At 71.6% G+C, this 19,598-nt stretch carries 21 protein-coding genes; 10 read left to right on the plus strand and 11 right to left on the minus strand.

The features are described 5' to 3' along the window. The first annotated feature begins 38 nt into the window (after positions 1 to 38). Both ABD901_RS21800 and ABD901_RS21805 read left to right on the plus strand, forming a co-directional pair. The gene (locus ABD901_RS21800; protein ID WP_345128960.1) at positions 39 to 611 is read left to right on the plus strand and encodes an O-methyltransferase; all 573 of its coding nucleotides are present in this window, start codon (positions 39 to 41) and stop codon (positions 609 to 611) included. Between the two features lie 69 nt (positions 612 to 680). Beyond that, positions 681 to 1,148, plus strand: a complete 468-nt coding sequence (locus ABD901_RS21805; protein WP_345128961.1) for an STAS domain-containing protein — start codon at positions 681 to 683, stop codon at positions 1,146 to 1,148. On the opposite strand, the gene ABD901_RS21810 is transcribed toward ABD901_RS21805, so the two are convergent. After that, positions 1,093 to 1,761 carry a pentapeptide repeat-containing protein gene (locus ABD901_RS21810; protein WP_345128962.1) on the minus strand — a complete coding sequence of 223 codons (669 nt, stop codon included), beginning with the start codon at positions 1,759 to 1,761 and terminating at the stop codon, positions 1,093 to 1,095. The two genes, ABD901_RS21805 and ABD901_RS21810, sit on opposite strands and share 56 nt — an antisense overlap. A gap of 63 nt (positions 1,762 to 1,824) precedes the next feature. Between ABD901_RS21810 and ABD901_RS21815 the strand changes: the two genes are divergently transcribed. The 4 genes from ABD901_RS21815 (at position 1,825) to ABD901_RS21830 (ending at position 5,164) form a co-directional block, all read left to right on the plus strand. Continuing rightward, positions 1,825 to 2,436: a TetR/AcrR family transcriptional regulator gene (locus ABD901_RS21815; RefSeq protein WP_345128963.1), complete on the plus strand. Its 612-nt coding sequence runs from the start codon at positions 1,825 to 1,827 to the stop codon at positions 2,434 to 2,436. Between the two features lie 105 nt (positions 2,437 to 2,541). Further along, positions 2,542 to 3,363 carry a CAP domain-containing protein gene (locus tag ABD901_RS21820; RefSeq protein ID WP_345128964.1) on the plus strand — a complete coding sequence of 274 codons (822 nt, stop codon included), beginning with the start codon at positions 2,542 to 2,544 and terminating at the stop codon, positions 3,361 to 3,363. A gap of 249 nt (positions 3,364 to 3,612) precedes the next feature. After that, the gene (locus tag ABD901_RS21825; RefSeq protein WP_345128965.1) at positions 3,613 to 4,482 is read left to right on the plus strand and encodes a DUF4397 domain-containing protein; all 870 of its coding nucleotides are present in this window, start codon (positions 3,613 to 3,615) and stop codon (positions 4,480 to 4,482) included. Between the two features lie 16 nt (positions 4,483 to 4,498). Further along, a complete protein-coding gene (locus ABD901_RS21830; RefSeq protein WP_345128966.1) occupies positions 4,499 to 5,164 on the plus strand; it encodes a class F sortase in 666 nt (221 codons plus the stop codon). Positions 5,165 to 5,346: 182 nt separating this feature from the next. On the opposite strand, the gene ABD901_RS21835 is transcribed toward ABD901_RS21830, so the two are convergent. Next, positions 5,347 to 6,237 carry an AurF N-oxygenase family protein gene (locus tag ABD901_RS21835; RefSeq protein WP_345128967.1) on the minus strand — a complete coding sequence of 297 codons (891 nt, stop codon included), beginning with the start codon at positions 6,235 to 6,237 and terminating at the stop codon, positions 5,347 to 5,349. A 47-nt stretch (positions 6,238 to 6,284) separates the two neighbouring features. On the opposite strand from ABD901_RS21835, the gene ABD901_RS21840 reads away from it, so the two are divergent. Then, complete coding sequence (locus ABD901_RS21840) at positions 6,285 to 6,578, plus strand: DUF4873 domain-containing protein (RefSeq protein ID WP_345128968.1); 294 nt, start codon at positions 6,285 to 6,287, stop codon at positions 6,576 to 6,578. A gap of 386 nt (positions 6,579 to 6,964) precedes the next feature. Here the strand turns inward: ABD901_RS21840 and ABD901_RS21845 are convergent, their stop codons facing one another. After that, the gene (locus ABD901_RS21845; RefSeq protein WP_033356715.1) at positions 6,965 to 7,396 is read right to left on the minus strand and encodes an SsgA family sporulation/cell division regulator; all 432 of its coding nucleotides are present in this window, start codon (positions 7,394 to 7,396) and stop codon (positions 6,965 to 6,967) included. 260 nt (positions 7,397 to 7,656) lie between these two features. On the opposite strand from ABD901_RS21845, the gene ABD901_RS21850 reads away from it, so the two are divergent. Continuing rightward, a complete protein-coding gene (locus tag ABD901_RS21850) occupies positions 7,657 to 8,484 on the plus strand; it encodes a TIGR02611 family protein (protein ID WP_345128969.1) in 828 nt (275 codons plus the stop codon). Between the two features lie 371 nt (positions 8,485 to 8,855). Next, complete coding sequence (locus ABD901_RS21855) at positions 8,856 to 9,212, plus strand: histone-like nucleoid-structuring protein Lsr2 (protein ID WP_345129114.1); 357 nt, start codon at positions 8,856 to 8,858, stop codon at positions 9,210 to 9,212. Positions 9,213 to 10,548: 1,336 nt separating this feature from the next. Here the strand turns inward: ABD901_RS21855 and ABD901_RS21860 are convergent. From ABD901_RS21860 to ABD901_RS21880, 5 genes are all read right to left on the minus strand, one after another. Continuing rightward, entirely contained in the window at positions 10,549 to 10,968 is a 420-nt protein-coding gene (locus ABD901_RS21860) for an Hsp20/alpha crystallin family protein (protein ID WP_345128970.1), read from the minus strand. Positions 10,969 to 11,370: 402 nt separating this feature from the next. Continuing rightward, on the minus strand, positions 11,371 to 11,979 hold the full coding sequence (locus ABD901_RS21865) for a response regulator transcription factor (protein WP_345128971.1): 609 nt from the start codon (positions 11,977 to 11,979) through the stop codon (positions 11,371 to 11,373). Between the two features lie 300 nt (positions 11,980 to 12,279). Next, the gene (locus ABD901_RS21870; RefSeq protein ID WP_345128972.1) at positions 12,280 to 13,368 is read right to left on the minus strand and encodes a sensor histidine kinase; all 1,089 of its coding nucleotides are present in this window, start codon (positions 13,366 to 13,368) and stop codon (positions 12,280 to 12,282) included. Positions 13,369 to 13,435: 67 nt separating this feature from the next. Beyond that, a complete protein-coding gene (locus ABD901_RS21875) occupies positions 13,436 to 14,173 on the minus strand; it encodes an ABC transporter permease (RefSeq protein ID WP_345128973.1) in 738 nt (245 codons plus the stop codon). A 2-nt stretch (positions 14,174 to 14,175) separates the two neighbouring features. After that, positions 14,176 to 15,048, minus strand: coding sequence for an ABC transporter ATP-binding protein (locus tag ABD901_RS21880; RefSeq protein WP_345128974.1), 873 nt, complete (start codon positions 15,046 to 15,048; stop codon positions 14,176 to 14,178). A 101-nt stretch (positions 15,049 to 15,149) separates the two neighbouring features. Here ABD901_RS21880 and ABD901_RS21885 point away from each other — a divergent pair, with 101 nt between their 5' ends. Further along, positions 15,150 to 16,046 carry a Dyp-type peroxidase gene (locus tag ABD901_RS21885; protein WP_345128975.1) on the plus strand — a complete coding sequence of 299 codons (897 nt, stop codon included), beginning with the start codon at positions 15,150 to 15,152 and terminating at the stop codon, positions 16,044 to 16,046. Here the strand turns inward: ABD901_RS21885 and ABD901_RS21890 are convergent. Genes ABD901_RS21890 through ABD901_RS21900 form a run of 3 tightly spaced genes read right to left on the minus strand, consistent with a single transcriptional unit; the run spans position 16,019 to position 19,577 of the window. Further along, positions 16,019 to 18,133 (minus strand): xanthine dehydrogenase family protein molybdopterin-binding subunit, encoded by a 2,115-nt coding sequence (locus ABD901_RS21890; RefSeq protein WP_345128976.1) that lies wholly within the window; start codon positions 18,131 to 18,133, stop codon positions 16,019 to 16,021. The two genes, ABD901_RS21885 and ABD901_RS21890, sit on opposite strands and share 28 nt — an antisense overlap. Continuing rightward, on the minus strand, positions 18,130 to 19,104 hold the full coding sequence (locus tag ABD901_RS21895) for an FAD binding domain-containing protein (protein WP_345128977.1): 975 nt from the start codon (positions 19,102 to 19,104) through the stop codon (positions 18,130 to 18,132). Before ABD901_RS21895 ends, ABD901_RS21890 begins: the two co-directional genes overlap by 4 nt. Next, positions 19,101 to 19,577 (minus strand): (2Fe-2S)-binding protein, encoded by a 477-nt coding sequence (locus ABD901_RS21900; protein WP_345128978.1) that lies wholly within the window; start codon positions 19,575 to 19,577, stop codon positions 19,101 to 19,103. Before ABD901_RS21900 ends, ABD901_RS21895 begins: the two co-directional genes overlap by 4 nt. Positions 19,578 to 19,598 lie beyond the last annotated feature (21 nt).

Consider the following 19,598-nt stretch of genomic DNA (forward strand, 5'->3'; position numbering starts at 1 on the left):
GCACGCGGAGCGCAACGATCTTCGGTAGGGTCGCCGCCGTGAACCTTGTCGATTCCGCGTATGCGCGGGCCGCCGAGGGCGGCTTCGAACTGTCCGTGGAGGCGCCCGTCGGGCGGCTCCTGTCAACGCTCGCGGCCGCGCTGCCGCCCGGCGCGCGGGTGCTCGAGCTCGGCACCGGCGTCGGCGTCGGCACCGCGTGGCTGGTCAGCGGCCTGCTGCCGCGCACCGACGTCAGCATCGTGTCGATCGAGCTCGACCCCGCCACCGCGGCGCTGGCCGCGCAGGGGGAGTGGCCCGACTTCGTCGAGCTGCGCGTCGGCGACGCGCTGGAGCTGCTGTCGCAAGCCGCGGCGGAGGGCGGCTTCGATCTCATCTTCGCCGATGCGGCCGGCGGCAAGAGCGTCGGGCTCGAGCACACGCTGGCCCGGCTCAACCCGCGGGGCACCCTCGTCGTCGACGACATGCGCGAGGTCGAGGGTTGGCCCGAGGACTTCAAGGTCCGCCAGAACGGCGTCCGGCGTACCATCCTGGACCACCCCGACCTGGTCAGCGTCGAGCTCGACCACGGCTCGGGCGTGATCATCGGCGTCCGTCGACCCCCGGCGGGCTGAACGGACCCGCGGGGGATCGGCCGCCCGGCCGCTGACGCCCGGCGGGCTCGGTCGGTACCGTCAGCAACGATGAGTGCGGTCGTGCTGGCCCTGCACGGGCTGCTGGTGGACGGAACGGTGGCGACGATCGAGCCGGTCCTCGCCGGGCTGCTGGTCGCCGACGAGCCCAGCCTTGTGCTGGACGTGTCGCAGGTCACCGTCTGCGACACGACGGGCGCGGCGCTGCTGGTCAGCGTCGCCGGCCGGGCCCGCGACCGCGGCGGCGAACTGCGGCTGGCCGCGCCGTCGCCCGCGATCCGCTCCTGGCTCACGGTCGCACCCGGCATGAGCGGCATCGCCGCGTTCTCCACCGTCGAGGGCGCCCTGGAGGCCGACCCGCGCGACCTGCTCGGCGAGCACCGCGACCGGCCGGCCGAGTGCGTCGACGAGCCGGCGCAGCCGCCCGCGCGCACCTTCCCGCACGGGCGCCCGCGCTGGCGGGTCAACCCTTCGGGCCGCGCACGATCACGCCGAGGTCCCGCATCACCGCGTCGGTGAGCCCGGGCAGCTGCGCCGGCTCGATCGTCACGCCGCGCAGGCTGCTCATGCCGCTGACCTCGGACAGCTGGTTGCCGCGCAGGTCGGCGCCGCGCAGGTCGCAGCTCTCGAAGGACATCTGCCGCAGCCGGCAGCCCTGCATCGCCGCGTAGGGCAGCACGCAGTCGCGCAGGTTGGTGTTGACCAGCACGCAGCCGACGAACCCGGTCGGGCCGGCGGTGCTCACGTCGTCGAGGGAGGCGCCGTCGAGCCGGCAGCCCTCGAAGAGCACGTCCGACAGGCGCGACTCGGCGAGGTTGGCCCACGTCAGCTTGCAGTTGACGAAATGCACCCGCTCGAGGGTCAGCCCGGTCAGCCGCGCGGCGGTGAAGTCGACCTTCTCGAAGCGGCAGCCGCTGATCGTCACGTCCTCCCAGATGACCCCGTTGAGGTCGAGGTTCTCCAGGTGGGAGCGGCGCAGCCGGGCGTCGATCAGGGTGGTGCGGATGGCGCGGCCGGTCTGCACGTGCGCCTCGTTGAGGTTGCCGCCCCAGGGCGCGCTGACCGGCTCGAGCTCGCCCGGATCGAACACGGGTAGCTCGATGTCGATGTCGTGCACGGTGCGCACTGCCACGTCCCTCACCGTAGAGGGTCAGCCACCCTCGTGGCACGGTGGTGGCACGTAGGCTGTTCGCTCATGAGCGATGCTGGCGTGCGGCAGCGGGTGGACGGGCGGACCTTACGGGCCGAGCGGACCCGGCAGGCCATCACGGATGCGCACTTCGCGCTGCTGGAGGAGGGGGAGCTGCGCCCGACCGCCGAGCGGATCGCCGAGCGGGCCGGGGTGTCCCTTCGTGCACTGTGGACCAATTTCAAGGACATGGAGGGCCTGTTCGCGGCGGCCGGCGAGCGGCTCATGGAGCGCCAGCGCGCCGAGTTCCGCCCGGTGCCGACGGAGCTGCCGCTGCCGGAGCGCATCGAGCGGTACTGCGCACAGCGCGCCCGCCTGCTCGAGCTCATCGCACCGGCCGCCCGCGCCGCCCGCATCCGCGAGCCGTTCTCGGCTCAGCTTCGCAAGAACCGGGCATGGTACCTCGAGATCGCCCGCGAGGAGATCGAGACGCTGTTCGCACCCGAGCTCGCGTCGGCCGGCCAGGCCCGCCGCGAGGTGCTGGACGCGCTGACCGTCGCCGCGACCTTCGCCGGCTGGTCGATGTGGCGCGACGAGCTGCACCTGGATGTGGCGGGCGCCACGGCCGTGCTGCGCCGGATGGTCACCGCGCTGCTGCCCGCTGGGGCAACGGCATAATTTTGGCTTAGACAGCCGTTAAGTTGGCTTCCGTGACCGTTTTTCGTGTCTATAGCCTTCTAATGTTCGTTGCGGCTGCGACGGACCGTGATCATGGAGGCTCGGGTGTCAACGTTCGGTGATGGCGACGCCGACCGGTACGACCCTTATGCCGGGTCCCCCCGCGACGCATACGACCGGCCGCCCGCCTACGGGGGCTTCGATGAGCACACGCCCCAGCACCGGCGCGGCTCGCCCATGCTCGTCGTCGCGCTCATCGGCACGCTCGCGCTGATCGTCGTCGGCGCCGTCGCGTTCGCGGGATCCCTGCTCATGGCCCGCACGTCGTCCCCCTCGCCGGCCAACGCGGCCGCCGCGGCCTCGAGCGACGCCGGCGACCCGAGCGGTTCGGCCAACCCCCTCGCCGGCGCCTCCGGCGACCCGAGCGGGAGTGCCACCGCCTCGGCGGCGCCGACCACGCCGGGCGCGCCGACCACCACGAAGCCGGCCTCGCCGAAGCCGAAGACCACGGTCGGCGGCAACAGCTCGCTCGAGCTGCAGGTGATCAACCTCGTCAACGTCGAGCGGCGCAAGAAGGCGAACTGCCCCGACGTCAAGAACAACGACAAGCTGCACGCCGCCGCGTACAAGCACTCCGCCGACATGGCCAAGCGCGACTACTTCTCGCACACGACGCCCGAGGGAGTCGACTTCGCCACCCGGATCAAGGCGGAGAACTACAGCTGGTCGGGCGCGGGGGAGAACATCGCCGCCGGGCAGGACAGCGCCGAGGCGGTCATGCGGGACTGGATGAACAGCAAGGGCCACCGCGACAACATCCTGAACTGCAGCTTCGTCGACCTGGGCGTCGGCCTCGCCTACCAGATCAAGAACAATCGCAAGTACCCCTATTGGACCCAGGACTTCGGGACCCCCGCGAAACGCTGACGTATTGATCGGTACCGACGGGTAATTTGCCTCGTCCGTCCGGCGGTTGTGCCGCAGCGCAGCGTTGGGCAGCGTACACATGGCGCGATGCTCCCTGCCCAGCAAGGGTGGCGCGTTGCTCACTGACGTGCCAGACTCACCGCGATCAGTGCTTACGGTGCCCGCGTGAACTACTCATGTCCGACCCCCGCGGGTGCGTACTACCCGCACACAACAATCGCTGTACTCCAACAGCAGGGGGTACGAAACGTGTTCGCTGCCAACCAGCGGCGACGGCTCGGAGCGCTGGCCGCCGCGGCCCTGGTGGGCCTGGGTTTGACGATGGTGGAGGCGTCGCCGGCACAGGCGGCCGGCGTCGGCTACGTCCGCCTGGCGCATCTCTCGCCCGACACGCCCGCGGTCGACGTCTATCTCAGCTCCGTGAGCGGGGCGATCCCGCAGCAGAAGTTCGACGCGGTCGGCTACGGCACCGTGTCCAAGTACCTGCCGCTGCCGCCCGGGACCTACGCGGTGGCGATGCGCAAGAAGGGCGACCCGGCCTCCGCCGCGCCGGTGCTGAGCACCCAGGCGACGGTCGAGGAGGGCAAGGCCTACACGGTCGCCGGCACCGGCAAGTTCGCCGACCTGGGCCTGCGCGTCATCCAGGACGACCTCGGCCTGCCCGAGTCCGGCAAGGCGAAGGTGCGCGTCATCCAGGCGTCGGTGAAGCAGCCGGTGCTCGACGTGTCGGGCGCCAGCGGCAAGAAGATCGCCGACGGCGTGCAGTTCGCGACGACCACCAGCTATCAGACCGTCGATGCCGGCAAGTGGACGCTGCGGCTGGCCCAGCCGAGCTCGACGGGCAAGGCGACCACCGTGACCGTCACGTGCAAGCCCGGCGCGGTGTACTCGCTGATCGTCCTGGACGGCACCAACGGACTTACCGCGCAACTGCGCATGGACGCCGCCAGCGACGGCGTGCCGGCGGGCGGCGTCGACACCGGTGGCGGCGGCACGGCCGGCTCGCAGTCGGGGATGAGCCCGCTGCTGCCGATCGGCGGCGGCGTCGCGCTGGTGCTGGCCGCGGTGGCCGGCGGCCTGTTCTGGCGCCGGTCGCGGCTGCGCGTTTCGGCGGCCTGATCGGGAAGCACCGCACATGGGCAAGACGGGCAGGGTGGTCAGGCACCGGGCGCTGCGACAGCGCCTGGCCCTGACCGCCACCCGGCGGCGGACGCTGATGCTCATCGGGTGCGTGCTCGCGCTGGCCGCGCCCATGATCATCGGCGCCGCCGTCCTCGTCGGGCGCCGTGTCGACATCGATGCGGGCCGCTCGACGTGGATCGTCCCGCACCAGATCGACCTGGCCACGGCGGCCGCGCCCGCGGATGCGGCCCCTACCCGGCTGCGCATCCCGGCGCTGGGCGTCGACTCGCCGCTGGAGAGCCTGCTCCAGGACGCCGCCGGCGTGCTGGAGAGCCCGAAGGCGTACGGCGAGGCGGGCTGGTTCGCCGGCGGCACGTTCCCGGGCGATCCGGGCCCCGCGGTGGTGGCCGGCCACGTCGACTCCAAGACCGGCCCGGCCGTGTTCTACCGCCTGCACGAGCTCAAGCCCGGCGACACCGTGGACGTCCAGCGCGGCGACGGCTGGCTCACGTTCCGGGTGACGGCGAGCGAGCACTACGCCAAGGCCCAGTTCCCGAGCACGAAGGTCTACGGCCCGACGCCGGTGCCGGAGCTGCGCCTGATCACGTGTGGCGGCGAGTTCGACCAGTCGCGCCATTCGTACCGCGACAACCTGGTCGTCTATGCGGTATTGCAGTAGGAAGTTTTAGGGTCGGTGTGCCAGGTCGCCTCGCGGCGATAGGCGCGACACGGCTCCAGCCGAACGGTATTCCGTGAAGGCAGTGTGGTGAGGCCCGGGGACACACAGCACACCGACTCCATGAACAGTAGCGCGCCGGCCACGCATCGTCCCGTGATCCCGGAATGGGAGAGATCACAGGTTTAGATGAGCGCGGCGGCTCGCCAAAGCCGTCGCGCGGGCCCCTCGACCAGCCCGAGCTCCTGCAGGTAGGTCGTGACCCGGCTCCCGGCCCACCGCAGCGTCTCGCGGAAGTTCGGGTTGCTCCAGGCGACCGCGCCGGCCCGAGCCGGGTCCAGTCCCACCGCGGCGTAGACCTGCGGGTTGATGAGGGTGTGGGTGACCGTGTAGGCGGCGCGGCCGACGATGACCTGGCAGTACCACTTCCGGGGCTTCCAGCTCCTGGCGACCTGCCGGGCCAGCTCCTCGCGGGCAAACCTGATGTGCCGGGCCTCCTCGACCACGTGGATCCTCGAGACCATGCGCACCAGCGGCTGCAGGCTCTCGTCGGCCATGGCCTCGCGCTGGAGCGCGTCGAGGATCTCCTCGGCGATCAGCGCGGCGGCGAACGTCTGGATGCCCCCCGCGGTCGCGCCGAGGTAGCGCCCGAGCGCGCGGTGGATCGCGGCGGGCCGGTAGGCGGGCGCCCCGAAGGCGTCGATCATCCGCGCGAACATGATGGAGTGCCGGCACTCGTCGCCGATCTCGGTCAGCGCGTACTGCACGTGCCCGGAGCGCGGGTCCTGCCCGGTGACGTGCCGCAGCAGCATCCGCATGAGCAACACTTCGAACCAGATGCCGATGCTCGCGATGCTGGCGACTTCGTGCTTGGACAGCTCGATGCGCTGCTCGGTGGTGAGCTCGTCCCACAGCGCCGTCCCGTAGAGCGACAGCCTCTGCTCGGGCGCATACATGCGATCGCCCGGCTGCGGCGCCTCCCAGTCGATGTCGACCTCGGGGTCGTACGAGTTCCCGGCGGAAATCTTGAGCAGACGCGCGGCCGTGGCCTCACGCTGCGCGGCGACGTCCTGCATGGCGGCTCCTTGACGTTACCGGCCGGTAGTTGGTACTTGTCAGTACCATGCCCGAGGATTCACCGGCGGTCAAGGCCTCCCTCGTCGACGGCGACCGCACGTACCCGGTCGAGCTGCGCCTTTCCGGCCAGTTCCAGCCCATCGACGGCCGTTACCATTGGGGCGGGCGGATGTCCGCGGGCCCGGAGGTCGTGGCCCTGTTGCGGTCCGGCCGCCGCGACGTCTTCCTCGCCGGCACTCCGGGAGCCGCCCCCGTCCCCGTCCGCCTGACGGAGTTCGACCCGTGGGGCGGCATCCGCGTGACGGGCGTGGGCGCCCCACCCTTCGACCTGGGCTCGTAACCGTGCGCGGCTGAGCCCGGGGCGGTGCCCAGGTTATGCGGGAGCCTTTTGCGGCCCTTTTTTGCGCGTCCTTGGGCTTTTACGACATGTCGGGCGCTCCGCGCCACGACATGTCGGATTTATACCCCGTCGGGTGAAAAATCAACTACAAGGGCGCTGACCAGGGTATTTGTTGAATGCGGGCGACGGAGACGCATCGGGCGCCACGCCGGCCCGTTCCCCGGCGGCTGGCGGTCGGCCGGAGGAGGGCCGGGCGTGGCGCCCGGTTTCGCCGTCATTGGGTGCGCTTCGGCGGGTAGTGCCGCTCCGCGCTGGTGGAGGCCGGGTGAGGCCGGCCTCGCGATGGTTCGGCTCGGCGCTGTTCGGTTCGCGGTGCGCGGGGTCCGTCAGCGCCCGGCGAGCAGCCGGTTTACGGCGTTGTCGACGTCGAGGTGGTCGGTCTCGTGGCCGCGTGGCACGACGCTGTACGTGCGGCGCAGGAACCGCACCAGCACGCTGCGCGGCACCTCGAACAACGCGTTGCCGTCCGGTGAGGACAGTGCCAGGGCGACGAAGTCGCCGCGCGGCCCGTTCCACGGCCAGACCCGCACGTCGCCGATGCCCGCCGGCTCGTCAAGCCCGGTGAACAGCAGCTCGCGGGCGAACGACCAGCTCACCGGCTCGCCCCCGGCCGACTCGGCGTGGAAGAGGACGTGGACCGCGTACGGGTCGTTCGGGTCGTAGCGCAGGCTGGCTCGCACCGGCAGTGCGGTCGCGTCGGGCGCGACGAGTCGTAGTGATGTCTCAACCTCGACGGTCGATGGTCGGATAGCGCTCATGTCGTACTCCCCCCGGCACCGCTGCGGAGCATGCTGTGCCCCGCCTCTCCTATGTTGAGGCGATTCCCAGTATTACGCATAGTGATTCGACGATCTCACTCTGTAGTGTATCTGGGCCCGATTTGCCGTCAACCGAACATCCTGCGTGCGATGTCCAGTTTTCTGGGCGCGGTCGGGGTCCTTGACGTGACGTGTGGGCCGTACGTCAATTCATTCCGGTAACGTCCAGTGGTCCATGGGAGTGACGGGTTATCGAGTGAGTGGAACGAGAATTGCGCGGCAATGAGGTGGACGCGTCGGGCGTTACGCCTGATTCCGGGCGCACTGCCGCGCGCGAGGGTGACTTCCGGCGTGTCGCTACGTGCGCCGCGAGCCCCGTTCCCTCCGCCATCCTGGGTGAATCGCCGGTTTCTTCCCTCTCTTCTCCTATCTCTAGCTATTCGTCCGTTTTGGCTGACGACCGGACCGCCGCGGATGATTCCGTTGTGACGCCACGCCCCGAGCCCGGTCCCGAGACCCGCCCCGAAGCCAGCCTCGAGCCCGGTCTCCGGCACGGCCCCGACTCGCACGACGACCTTGCCCGCGGCCTCGACTCGCGTGACGGCACCGTCCGCGAGCTGCGGGCCGGGCCCGGCGCCGAGTCCGGTCGTGAGCCCGCGGCCGAGTCCGATCCCCGGCCCGCCCCGGAGTCCCTTCGTGAGCCCGATGCCGAGGCCGGTCCGTGGCGTCACCGATTGCGGCGGCTGCGTGCCGCCGTTCTTCGCGCGCGGGCGCGCGCCTACGCGACCCCGCTCGGCCGTATCGGCGTGAAAATCACCGTCGCCGTGCTCGGCACGCTGGTCATCGCCGTGGGCGTTGTGCTTCTGCCGTTGCCCGGCCCCGGTTGGGTGATCATCCTGGGTGGCCTGGCATTGCTGGCGATGGAGTTCCAATGGGCGAAGCGATTGCTGCGGTTCACGCGTGAGCAGTTGCTGCGCTGGACCCGCCTCGTGCGAGAGGGTTCCTGGCTGGTGCGGATCGTGTCCGTCGGCGGCCTGCTCCTGGTGGTCGGTGGGGCGCTGGTGTTGTCGCTCGCGATGCTCGCCTGACTCCACATCTGCGATCTTCTGGATCGTGAGGGTGAGTTCTCCCCATCCTGGCGGGGTGGCTCTCTCGCCTCACACGCTCTGACCCTCGCTTGACCCGATCTGCACCCGCGTGATCCGGCCAATATCCCGGTTCCGGCTTTACCGATCGTGTGCGTTTCGTGTTGTATGCGTTTCGTGACGTGCCGATTTCGGTACGGGGCGCGCGAAAGGGCTACGGTGGAGGTAATCTCGCCGAGTCCCCCGCGTAGCATGTCGCCAAGTAACTTGTTTGTGTCCGAATGATACGGCCGGTGCGCTCAGTGCCGAGGTCCGGATCGGTTGCCGTACACATCGGTTCTGTACACCTGGGTACCACCGAGGAAAGGCCACTCATGGCAAAACGCGTCATCCACGAGCTGATCGATGACATCGACGGCAAGCCCGCCGCCGAGAGCATCGTGTTCGCACTCGACGGCGTGCAGTACGAGATCGACCTGTCCGCGTCCAACGCCGCCAAGCTTCGCGATGCGGTTGCCCCCTTCGTGGCCGCCGCGACGAAGATCGGCCGTGGTGGTGTGGTCGCGACCTCTCGCGGCCGCGAGGTTCGTGGCCGCAGCGTGACTCGCGGCGATCGCGACCAGAACCGCGCGATTCGCGAGTGGGCGCAGGCCAAGGGCATCGATGTATCCGACCGGGGCCGCATCAAGCAGGACATCGTCGACCGCTACCACGCGGAGGCCGGTCGCTGATCCTCCGCGCCGCCACCACGGTGTCGTAGCTGCAGCAACGCCGGCGGGCCGGGCACACGATTCACGTCGTGCGCCCGGCCCGCCGGCGTTTTTCCGTATCTGCAAGCCCGCTTTGCCACGCGCACGCTGCACAGGCAATCCCCGCTTTGTTGAGGCCACACGTCCGATTTGCTGCCGCAATGCGCTCCGGATTCCACCGTTTGCCCGCGCGACCTTTGTCGCACGGCAAGGGCTCGTCCAGCGGTCGCTTAGCCGCCCGCCGAGTGCGCATTGACCACCGATCCGGTCGGCTTTGCCCGCACCGGCCCCCGACGCCTTTGCCGCGACCGCGCCGATCGCCTTTGCCGCCGGCCCTCGGGTCGCCTTTGCCGCGCGGACGCCGGTCACCTTTGCCGCGGACGCCGATCGCCTTTGCCGCAGGGACGCCGGTCGTCATTGCCGTACGCCGGTGGCCATTGCCGCCGGCCCTCGGGTCGCTTTGCCGCCCGGCGGCGTTCGCCGATTGGTCCTCGCTCGGGTCGCCATTGGTCCGTCAGCGGGTCTGCATTGGTCGCGGCCGCGGTCTCCTTTGCCCGTCGCCGCGGGGACGCGTTTGCGTGTCGCGTGGCCGCCTTTGCCTGCGGGGGCTAGCGTTTGCGAGCAGCATGGTCGCTTTTGCCGGACGCACGGCGGCGCGTTTGCGCGTCGCATGGTCGCCTTTGCGCGTGGTGTGGGGGTCGCGTTTGGGTCTTCGCGAGCGCCGTCATTGCTCGCCGGCGGTACCGGCTTAGCCCTGGATTGGTCGGTCACCGCGCGCTTAGCGGCGCGGCCGTCGGGACTCCTGCCGCTGCGCGTTCGGCATTTCGCCATGGGGCCAATTAGGTCGGGGGATTACCGCGGGCGAACTGAAAATAACACCGCGTGGCGATGGCGATCGATTCGGAATGTGCACGGAAACGCAACCGCCGCGATCCGGGTGCGGACGCGGCTCGTTGGTGGCGTGCGGGTGATCCGAGGCGTACGCCCGGCCCAGCGTTCCGGGTCCGGGTAAGGCCAGGCCGGTCGGGCCCGGGCTCGGACCCGTCGCGCACGTCGTGCGCTTGCGGAGCGCCGAGTTGACGTCCGGAACGTGGGGGTTCCGAGCGCGGGCGTGGCCGGAGCGCGGGGTGGCCCGGAGCGTGGGGGTTCTAGGCGCGGGCGTGGCCAGAGCGTCGGGTGGCCCGGAATGTGGGGAGTCGTAAGCGCGGGTGTGGCCGGAGCGTGAGGGTTCCGAGCGTGGAGTGGCCGGAAAAGCGGCGCGCCCGGCCCTTGCCGGGCCGGGCGCGCCGATCGGTTGCTCGGATGGTGTTGCGTGAGATCAGGCGGTGGCGAGCTCGCGCTGCGTGGTGCCGATCTCGATCTTGCGGGGGCGGGCCTTCTCGGCGACCGGGATGCGCAGGGTCAGCACGCCGGCGTCGTAGGTGGCCTCGAGGCGGTCGGTGTCCAGGGCGTCGCCGAGGACCAGGCGCCGGGTGACGGTGCCGGTCGGGCGCTCGGTGATGACGCGGCGGACGCCCTCGCGCTGGGTGCGGGTCCGCTCGGCCCGCACGGTGAGGACGTTGCCGTCGACGGTGGCGTCGATCGAGGCCGGGTCCACGCCCGGCAGGTCGATCTCGACGAAGAACGCGTCGCCGTCGCGGTACGCGTCGAGAGGCGCACCCGCGGCGCGCACACCGGCGCCGGCGAAGAACTGGTCGAACGCGTCGAAGCCCCGGAACGGTGCGGTACGCAGCAACATGATGGTGAGTCCCTCCAAGATTGAGCCCGTGTCACTCAAGTCTTACAACGGGGGAGTTGCCCACCCTCTTCCGACCGAGAACGTGACTTGAGTCACCACGACTCAACTTTGTCGCCAGCATGAGGCCGTGAGGCCCTAAGTGGCGCAATGGAGCGGCGAGAGCGGTGGCGGTGGAGAGCGGCGGGCGCGGTGGCGGCGGCGCGGTGGCGGCGGAGAGCGGTGAGCGGCGGTGTGCGGTGGCGGTGGTGTGCGGTGGCGGTGGAGAGCGCAGGGAGCGGTGGCGGCAGAGAGCGGTGAGCGGCGGTGTGCGGTGGCGGCGGTGAGCGGTGGCAGCGGCGAGGGGCAGAGAGCGGCGGCAGTGGCGAGCGGCGGAGAGCGGTGGTGGCGGAGAGCGGCGAAGGGTCAGAGCCAGCCCTTGGACTGGGCGACGCCGACGGCCTCGATGCGGTTGCGGGTGCCGGTCTTCGTGATGGCGGCGGACAGATAGTTGCGGACCGTGCTCTCCGACAGGTGCAGGCGCGCGGCGATGTCGGCGACCGTCGAGCCGTCGGCGGCCTCGCGCAGTACGTCGCGCTCGCGGTCGGTCAGGGGGTCGGGGCCGGCGGCCAGCGCGGCGGCGGCGAGGGCGGGGTCGACCACGCGCTCGCCGGCCAGGACGCGGCGCATGGCCGCGGCCAGGGACTCGACCGGGCCGTCCTTCACCAGGAAGCCGCTCGCGCCGGCCTCCATCGCGCGGCGCAAGTACCCAGGGCGGCCGAACGTCGTCAGGATCAGCACCCGGCAGCCGGGCAGGCGGCGGCGCAGTTCGGCCGTGGCGGTGATGCCGTCGCCGCCGGGCATCTCGATGTCGAGCAGGGCGATGTCCGGGCGTACCTCGAGGGCGGTCGGCACCACCGCGTCGCCGCTCGACACCTGCGCGACGATCTCGAGGTCGGGCTCGAGGCCGAGCAGCAGCGCCAGAGCGCCGCGCATCATGCCCTGGTCCTCGGCCAGCAGCACTCGAATGGTCACCCGTGTCCCTCCGTCATACCAAGATCCGGCTCGAGGCCAGAGCGTAGCCAAACTGAGAACCGTGCTTGCCCGCCGCGTCCCCGACCTGGGCCGCAAGGAAGCCAGTCATAGGGAAAGCCTTGCGGTGAGGACGAAGCCGTCCAGCCGCCGGCGAGCGCCCGGTGGTCGTGGGGAGCCGTGTGGTGGGGCTGGGCAGAGGCCGCCCGTCGGGCGGACGGTGGAGGCCCAAGCACCGCAGCGCACCGCCGGCCCGCTTCCGCGCGGTGGTCGCGGGGAGCGGTACGGGGGCAAGCGGGGTGGTCATAGGGGGAGCCTTGCGGTCAGGGAGAAGCCGCCGGTCGGGCGGGCGGCGGTGGCCAGGGAGCCGCCGGCGGACTCCAGGCGCTCGGTCAGGCCGCGCAGGCCGTTGCCGGGGTGCGGGGTGGCGGTGGCGGGGAAGTCGCCGTCGTCGGCGACCGTGAGCTGGGCGGCGCCGTCGGTGATCGTCACCGAGATATCGCAGTGTGCGGCGTTGCTGTGGCGGACCACGTTGGTCGTGGCCTCGCGCACGACCCAGGCCAGCAGGCGGTCGGCGGCGTCGGGGAGTGGGTCGGCCGTGCGCAGCACGTCGGCGGCGATGCCCGCCGTGGACAGGGTGCCCTTCGCGCGGGTCAGCTCGGCGGTCAGGCCCGTCTCGCGATAGCCGGTGACGGCCTCGCGGATCTCCACCAGTGCCTGGCGGCCGACCTGCTCGATGTCGGCGGCCTGCGCCGCGGCCGCGGCCGGGTCGCGCTCGGCGAGGCGGCGCACCACCTCGGCCTTGACGACGATGACCGACAGTGTGTGGCCGAGCAGGTCGTGCAGGTCGCGGGAGAACCGCAGGCGCTCCTCCGCGACTGCGGCGTCGGCGAGGGCCTCGCGGGTGCGTTGCAGCTCCGCGATGAGGCGGCCCATCTGGCGCACGGCGCCGACGAGCATCGACGAGAGGATCGTGCCGAGGAACGTGGCGCCGATGGTCCCCCAGCTGGCCCGGTGCGCGACGCCGATCAGGAGCTGGGCGGCGAGGGCGGCCAGGCACAGCGCGAACGCGGTCACCGGGCGCGGGGCGCCGCCGTAGACGGCTATCCCGCAGCAGGAGACGAACAGGAGCAGGATGAGCCAGTGCTCGCCGTAGGCAATCGCGAGCGTCGTGCCGAGGGTCGCGACGATGGCGTAGAAGACGGTGCGCTGCCGCGGGGAGCCGCCGGCCTCGAAACCGAGCGCGGCGCCGTAGACGTAGGCGAGCTCGAAGGCGAGCAGGCCGGCGGCGGCGAGCGTGGTGCCGGCCTGGGTCAGCGGGTCGATGAGCGGGAACGTCCACACGGCGACCCAGACCATGCCGCCGATCGAGGGGCGTCGAGCGATCTTCACGTCGTCCACCTTTTCACGACCCCACTGTGTCCATGGTTCGTGGCTCCTCCGCTTCGCTCCGGACCGCTCACAGCGACGCGATGCTGCGCACCGAGCGGCGATACCCGAGCACGGCCAGGCCGGCGAAGGCCGCCAGCCACACGGCCAGCGTCAGCACGTCGCTCGCGCTGGGGGCGCCGCCGAACGCGACCCGCCACGACATGTCCGCGTAGGCATGGGTGGGCAGCAGCCGCCCGACCGCGGCGACCCAGCTCGGCAGCGCGTCCAGCGGCAGCCACAGCCCGCCGAGGATGGACAGCCCGAGATACACCAGCAGGTTGAGCGGCTGCGCGGTCTGGCTCGTGGCGAGATATCCCAGCGCGATCCCGAGCAGCGCGAAGGGCAGCGCGCCCAGCCACAGCAGCGGCAGGATCGCCAGCCACTGCCCGGCGCCCAGGTGCACGCCGTTGATCAGCACAGCGGCGCCGCACAGCGCGAGCACCGGCAGCAGCGCGGCGCCCATCGCAGCAACGCCCTTGCCCAGCACCACCTTCAGCGGCGGCAGCGGGGTCAGCCGCAGCTGGCGCAGCCAGCCGATGGAGCGGTCGATCACCAGGCCGGAGGCGTAGTTGAGCAGCGCCCCGATCGCGCCGTAGCCGGCCATCGACACCATCGTGTAGGTCGCCGCGACGTCCTTGTCCTGGCCGGTGATCGTGTTGATGTTGGTGAACAGCAGATAGCTCATGAGCGGCATGAGCACGGTGAAGATGAGCAGGCCGGGCGTGCGCGCGAGGCGGCGCAGCTCGAGCCGGACATAAGCCCGCATGATCAGACCTCCAGCCTGGTGAGCGCGAGATAGGCGTCCTCGAGACCGGCGCCGGCGACCTCGAGGTCGCGCAGCAGGCCCGCCTCGGCGAGGGCCAGCACGGTGGCGTCGGAGTCGGTGCTGGTCAGCACCGCCCGGCCGTCCTTGACGGCGAACGCGACGACACCGGGAAGCACCGAATAGTCCTGGTCTTGGTGTTGCACGCTCACGGTGCGGACCGTCACCCGCCGCTTGACCTCGGCGGCGGTGCCGTCGGCGAGCACGCGGCCGCGGTCGAGCACCACGATGCGGTCGGCGTTGGCGTCGGCCTCCTCCAGGTAGTGCGTGGAGAACAGCACGGTGCGGCCCTGGCTGGCGTAGTGGCGGATCGCCGTCCAGAACGCGCGGCGGGCCTCGACGTCCAGTGCCGCGGTCGGCTCGTCGAGCACGAGCAGGTCGGGGCGGCCGATGACGGCCATCGCGAAACGCAGCCGCTGCGCCTGGCCGCCGGAGAGGCGCTCGACCGTCCGTCCGGCGAGGCCGGTGAGATCGGCGAGGTCCAGCGCCTCGGCGACGGGCATCGGCTTGGGATACACCTTGTGGAGAAACGTCAGCAGATCACCCACCGTCGAGCGGGGGAGCAGCCCGCCCGCCTGCGGCATCGCGCCGACCTGCCCCGCCGCCGCGGCCGCCTGCGGTGTGCGGCCGAACAGCCGGACCCGCCCGGTGCGCGCCGGCAGGAGCCCGAGCAGCATGAGCAGGGTCGTGGACTTGCCGGCGCCGTTGGGCCCGAGGACCGCGACGACCTCGCCGGCCGGGACGGTGAGCGTGATGTCATCCACGGCCCGGACGTTGCCATAGGTGTACGACAGGTTTTCGAGGTCGACGGCGTTCATGCACGCAACGTTACGAAGACCTCGACGGGCGGTGCAGATGCGTCGATCTCGATCCCGCGGTGACAAATGTCCTACGAATCTTGGGCGGATACGATCGCGCGATGGCACCGACTCCTCAGCCGGGCATCTTCGCCGCGGCCCTGGCCGAACACGCGTACATGGAGTTCGACCGCCGCGACGGCACGAGCGTGCGGGAGCTGCTGGAGGCGCTGACCGCGGTCGGGGAGCCGATGCCGGCCACGGGCGCGATCAACGTCGTGATCGGCATCCGGCCGTCGCTGTGGAGCCCCGTGCTCGCCGAGGACTTCGCGCAGCCGGTCAAGGGCCCGGACGGGTTCACGATGCCGGCGACGCAGCACGACGCGTGGCTGTGGCTGTCCGGCGCCGACCGCACCGCGCTGTTCGACTACACGCGCGAGGCGCTTGCCCGCCTCGAGCCGATCGCGGACTGCGCGTCGGAGGTCTCCGGCTGGGTGTACCACCAAAACCGGGACCTGACCGGGTTCATCGACGGCACCGAGAACCCGCCCCGCAGCCTCGCGCCGACCGTCGCCGCGGCCGCCGACGGCCCGGGCGCGGGCTGCAGCGTGGCGCTCGTGCAGCAGTGGCGGCACGACTCGGCCGCCTTCGAGGCGCTGACCGTGGCCGAGCAGGAGCTGGTGATCGGGCGCACGAAGGCGGACTCGATCGAGTTCGACGACGAGCACAAGCCGCCGACGTCGCACGTGGCGCGCACCGTCGTGGAGGAGGACGGCAAGGAGCTGAAGATCTTCCGCCGCAACACCGCCTACGGCACGGTGCGCGAGCACGGCACGATGTTCGTCGGCTTCTGCGCGGTGCAGCACCCGCTCGCCGAGATGCTGCGCCGCATGGCCGGCGTCGGCGACGGCGTCCGCGACGCGCTGACCCGCTACACCACGCCGCTGACCGGCGCGTACTACGTGATCCCGTCCGTCGAGGCGCTGCAGCCCTACGCGCCGGTGGACGACGACGAATAGGACAGCAGCGCCGCCGGGGTGATCGGCAGTGAGCGCACGCGGATGCCGGTGGCGTGGTACACGGCGTTGGCCACCGCCGCCGCGGTGCCGACGATGCCGAGCTCGCCGATGCCCTTGGAGCCCATCGGGTTGAGGTGCGGGTCGTCCTCGGGCACGAACTCGATGTCGATGCGCGGGACGTCGGCGTTCACCGCGACGTGGTACGACGCCAGGTCCGACGTCACGAAGTCGCCCGTGCGCGGGTCGAGGATCGTCTGCTCCGTCAGGGCCATGCCGACGCCCATCGTCATCCCGCCGATCAGCTGGGAGCGGGCCGTGGTCGGGTTGATGATCTGGCCAGCGGCGAACACGCCGAGCAGGCGGTCGATGCGGACCTCGCCGGTGCGCGGGTCGGCCCGCAGCGCGCAGAACTGGGCGCCGAAGGCGTGCCGGGAGTAGTCGCCGCGGGCGGCGATGTCGGCGGTGGTGTCCGCGCCGACCGAGATCCCCTCCGGCGGCACGCGGCCGCCGTGCTCGCGGTCGATGCGCTCCCGCAGCGCCAGGCAGGCCTTGGTGACGGCCCAGCCCCACGAGGACGTGCCCATCGAGCCGCCGGCGACCGGTGCCTGGCCGATGGCGCTGTCGCCGACCGTGATCTCGACGCAGTGCGTGGGCACGCCGAGCGCGTCGGCGGCGATCTGGCGCATGACGGTGCGGGCGCCGGTGCCGATGTCGGCGGCGTTGACCGCCACGTGGAAGTGCTCGTCGGCGGTGGCGCGCGCGGTCGCGGTCGACGGCCAGGTGATCGCCGGGAACGTCGAGGAGGCCACGCCGGTGCCGAGCAGCCAGCGCCCCTCGCGCCGGCTGCCGATCCGCGGGTCGCGCCCGGACCAGCCGAACGCCTCGGCGCCGCGGCGCAGGCACTCGACGAGGTGGCGGCTGCTGAACGGCAGGCCCTCGGCGTCGCGGTCGGTGTCGTTGTCGATGCGCAGCTGCACCGGGTCCCAGTTGCCGGCCGTGGCCAGCTCGTCCATCGCCGACTCGAGCGCGAACGAGCCCGGGCACTCGCCGGGGGCGCGCATCACCGTGGGCGTCGGCACGTCGAGCCGCACGACGTGATGGCGGCTGGTGTGGTTCGGCGCGCCGTAGAGTACGCGGCTGATGACGGCGGACTGTTCGGTGAACTCCGTGAGCCGCGACGTCTGGGCGAACGCCTCGTGCCCGATCGCGAGCAGGCGTCCCTTCGCATCGGCGCCGAGCCGGACGCGCTGGATGGTGGGCGTGCGGTACCCCACCATCGCGAACAGCATCGTCCGGCTCAGCGCCAGCTTGACCGGCCGGCCGACCAGGCGCGCGGCCATGGCGGCCAGCACGGCGGTGGGCTTCGGGAAGCCCTTGCCGCCGAAGCCGCCGCCCACGTGCTCGTTGTGCACCCGCACGAGCTGCGGCGGGAGCTCGAAGAGGGCGGCAAGGGTGTCGCGCATCGTGGTCGAGGACTGCGTGGCGTCGTACACGACGAGCCGCCCCCGCTCCCAGAACGCGGTCGCGGCGTGCGGCTCCATCGCGTTGTGGTGCTCGATCGGCGTGCGGTAGGTGGCGTCGATGCGCACGTCGGCGACCCCGAACCCGGCCTCGAAGTCGCCCGTCTCCAGCCGGCCAGGGTATCCGGCGTTGACGGTCTCGGGCTCGTACAGGTCCGGGTGGTCGGCGCGCAGCACGGTGTCGGCCGGCTGCACCTCGGCGCGCACCACCACCGCGTCCGCGCCCTCCTGCGCGCTCTCCAGGGTCGTGGCCACCACCAGGGCCACCACCTGCCCGTAGTACGCCACCTCGGGCGACTGCAGCACGAGCATCTGCGGGTCGTCGCCGGGCTCCAGGCGAGGCGCGTTGCCGTGCCACAGCACGGCGAGCACCCCGTCGATGCCCAGCGCCGCCTCGGTCTGCACGGCGGCGACCCGCCCGTGCGCGAACGCCGCCTGCACCGGCCACGCGTACACCGCGCCCGGCATCGGCCGGTCCACCGCGTACATCGCGTGCCCGGTCACCTTCTCCCGCGCCTCCAGGCGGGGCGAGGCGGCGCCGATGCTCGTGGGGTGCAGCGTCGTCATGAGGTCATCTCCAGCAGCACCTCGACGGTCAGGTTGCGCAGCAGCGGCTCCTTCCAGCCGTTGTCGCGCAGCGGGCGCGCGCCGGAGAGCTCGGCGTCTGCGGCCCGCGCGAAGTTCTCGGCGGTGGCGGGCGCGCCGCGCAGCAGCCGTTCGGCGGCCCATGCCCGCCACGGCAGGTGCGCGACCGCGCCCCACGCGATCCGGGCGTCCTGCACGACGCCGTCGCGCACGTCGATCGCGGCGGCGATCGAGCCGGCCGCGAAGGCGAACGAGGCGCGGTCGCGGACCTTGCGGTACACCGACGTCGCCGCGATCGGCAGCTCCGGCAGCATCACGCCGGTGATCAGCGCGCCGCGCGGCAGGCTGTTGTCCCGGTCCGGCCGGTCGCCCGGTCGCCGGAAGAAGTCGTGCACGCTGATCGCGGCGGCGCCGTGCGGCCCGATGTAGTGCACGGTCGCGTCCATGATGGACAGTGCCACGGCGAGGTCGGACGGGTTGGTGGCGATGCACTGCGGCGAGGCGCCCAGGATCGCCAGCTCCCGGTGGTCGCCGTCGCGCGCGTCGCAACCGGAGCCCGGCGACCGCTTGTTGCAAGCCTTGTCGACGTCCTGGAAGTAGAGGCAGCGGGTGCGCTGCATCAGGTTGCCGGCCACGGTCGCGCGGTTGCGCAGCTGCCCGGACGCGCCGGCGAGCAGCGCCTGCGACACTGCCGGGTACGCAGCGCGCACCGCGGCGTGCATCGCCAGGTCGCTGTTGGGCACCAGCGCGCCGACGTGCAGGCCGCCGGGCACCTCCTCGACGTCGTGGAACGGCAGGGCGTTGATGTCGACGAGCATGTCCGGCACCGTGACGCCCAGCTTCATGAGGTCGACCAGGTTCGTTCCACCGGCCAGGTACACCACGCCGGGCCGGACCATCGTCGCGACCGCGCCCGCCGGATCGTCCGGTCGTTCGTACACGAACGGTTTCATGACGCCGCCGCCACCTCGTAGACGGCGGCGGCGATGTTCACGTATGCACCACAGCGGCACAGGTTGCCGCTCATCGCCTCCCGGATATCGGCCAGGGAGCCGGTCTCCTCCGGGGTGAGCCCGACCGCCGAGCAGATCTGCCCGGGCGTGCAGTAGCCGCACTGCAGCGCGTCGAACTCGACGAACGCCTCCTGGATGGGGTGCAGGCCGTGCCCGGCGCTGAGCCCCTCGACCGTGGTCACGTCCGAGCCGTCCGCGGTGACGGCGAGGATGAGGCAGCTGACCACCCGGCGACCGTCCAGCAGGACCGTGCAGGCGCCGCACTGGCCGTGGTCGCAGCCCTTCTTGGCGCCGGGCAGGTCCAGCTGCTCGCGCAGGACGTCCAGCAGCGTCGCCCGGTTGTCCAGGCGCAGCTGGTGCTCCTGCCCGTTGACGTGCAGCGTCACGTCGCTCGAGGTTCGTGTGTCAACCACGGCGCGAGTGCTGCCCCCGCC

Origin of the sequence: Dactylosporangium darangshiense (assembly GCF_039537565.1) — a bacterium.
GTDB classification, from domain to species: Bacteria; Actinomycetota; Actinomycetes; order Mycobacteriales; family Micromonosporaceae; genus Dactylosporangium; species Dactylosporangium darangshiense.

Coding starts and splice junctions, on each gene's coding strand:
- ABD901_RS21880 (WP_345128974.1), bottom strand. CDS start 15,048: ATGAACGCCGTCGACCTCGAAAACCTGTCGTACACCTATGGCAACGTC.
- ABD901_RS21830 (WP_345128966.1), top strand. CDS start 4,499: ATGGGCAAGACGGGCAGGGTGGTCAGGCACCGGGCGCTGCGACAGCGC.
- ABD901_RS21895 (WP_345128977.1), bottom strand. CDS start 19,104: ATGAAACCGTTCGTGTACGAACGACCGGACGATCCGGCGGGCGCGGTC.
- ABD901_RS21855 (WP_345129114.1), top strand. CDS start 8,856: ATGGCAAAACGCGTCATCCACGAGCTGATCGATGACATCGACGGCAAG.
- ABD901_RS21845 (WP_033356715.1), bottom strand. CDS start 7,396: ATGAGCGCTATCCGACCATCGACCGTCGAGGTTGAGACATCACTACGA.
- ABD901_RS21875 (WP_345128973.1), bottom strand. CDS start 14,173: ATGCGGGCTTATGTCCGGCTCGAGCTGCGCCGCCTCGCGCGCACGCCC.
- ABD901_RS21860 (WP_345128970.1), bottom strand. CDS start 10,968: ATGTTGCTGCGTACCGCACCGTTCCGGGGCTTCGACGCGTTCGACCAG.
- ABD901_RS21840 (WP_345128968.1), top strand. CDS start 6,285: ATGCCCGAGGATTCACCGGCGGTCAAGGCCTCCCTCGTCGACGGCGAC.
- ABD901_RS21890 (WP_345128976.1), bottom strand. CDS start 18,133: ATGACGACGCTGCACCCCACGAGCATCGGCGCCGCCTCGCCCCGCCTG.
- ABD901_RS21815 (WP_345128963.1), top strand. CDS start 1,825: ATGAGCGATGCTGGCGTGCGGCAGCGGGTGGACGGGCGGACCTTACGG.
- ABD901_RS21835 (WP_345128967.1), bottom strand. CDS start 6,237: ATGCAGGACGTCGCCGCGCAGCGTGAGGCCACGGCCGCGCGTCTGCTC.
- ABD901_RS21805 (WP_345128961.1), top strand. CDS start 681: ATGAGTGCGGTCGTGCTGGCCCTGCACGGGCTGCTGGTGGACGGAACG.
- ABD901_RS21885 (WP_345128975.1), top strand. CDS start 15,150: ATGGCACCGACTCCTCAGCCGGGCATCTTCGCCGCGGCCCTGGCCGAA.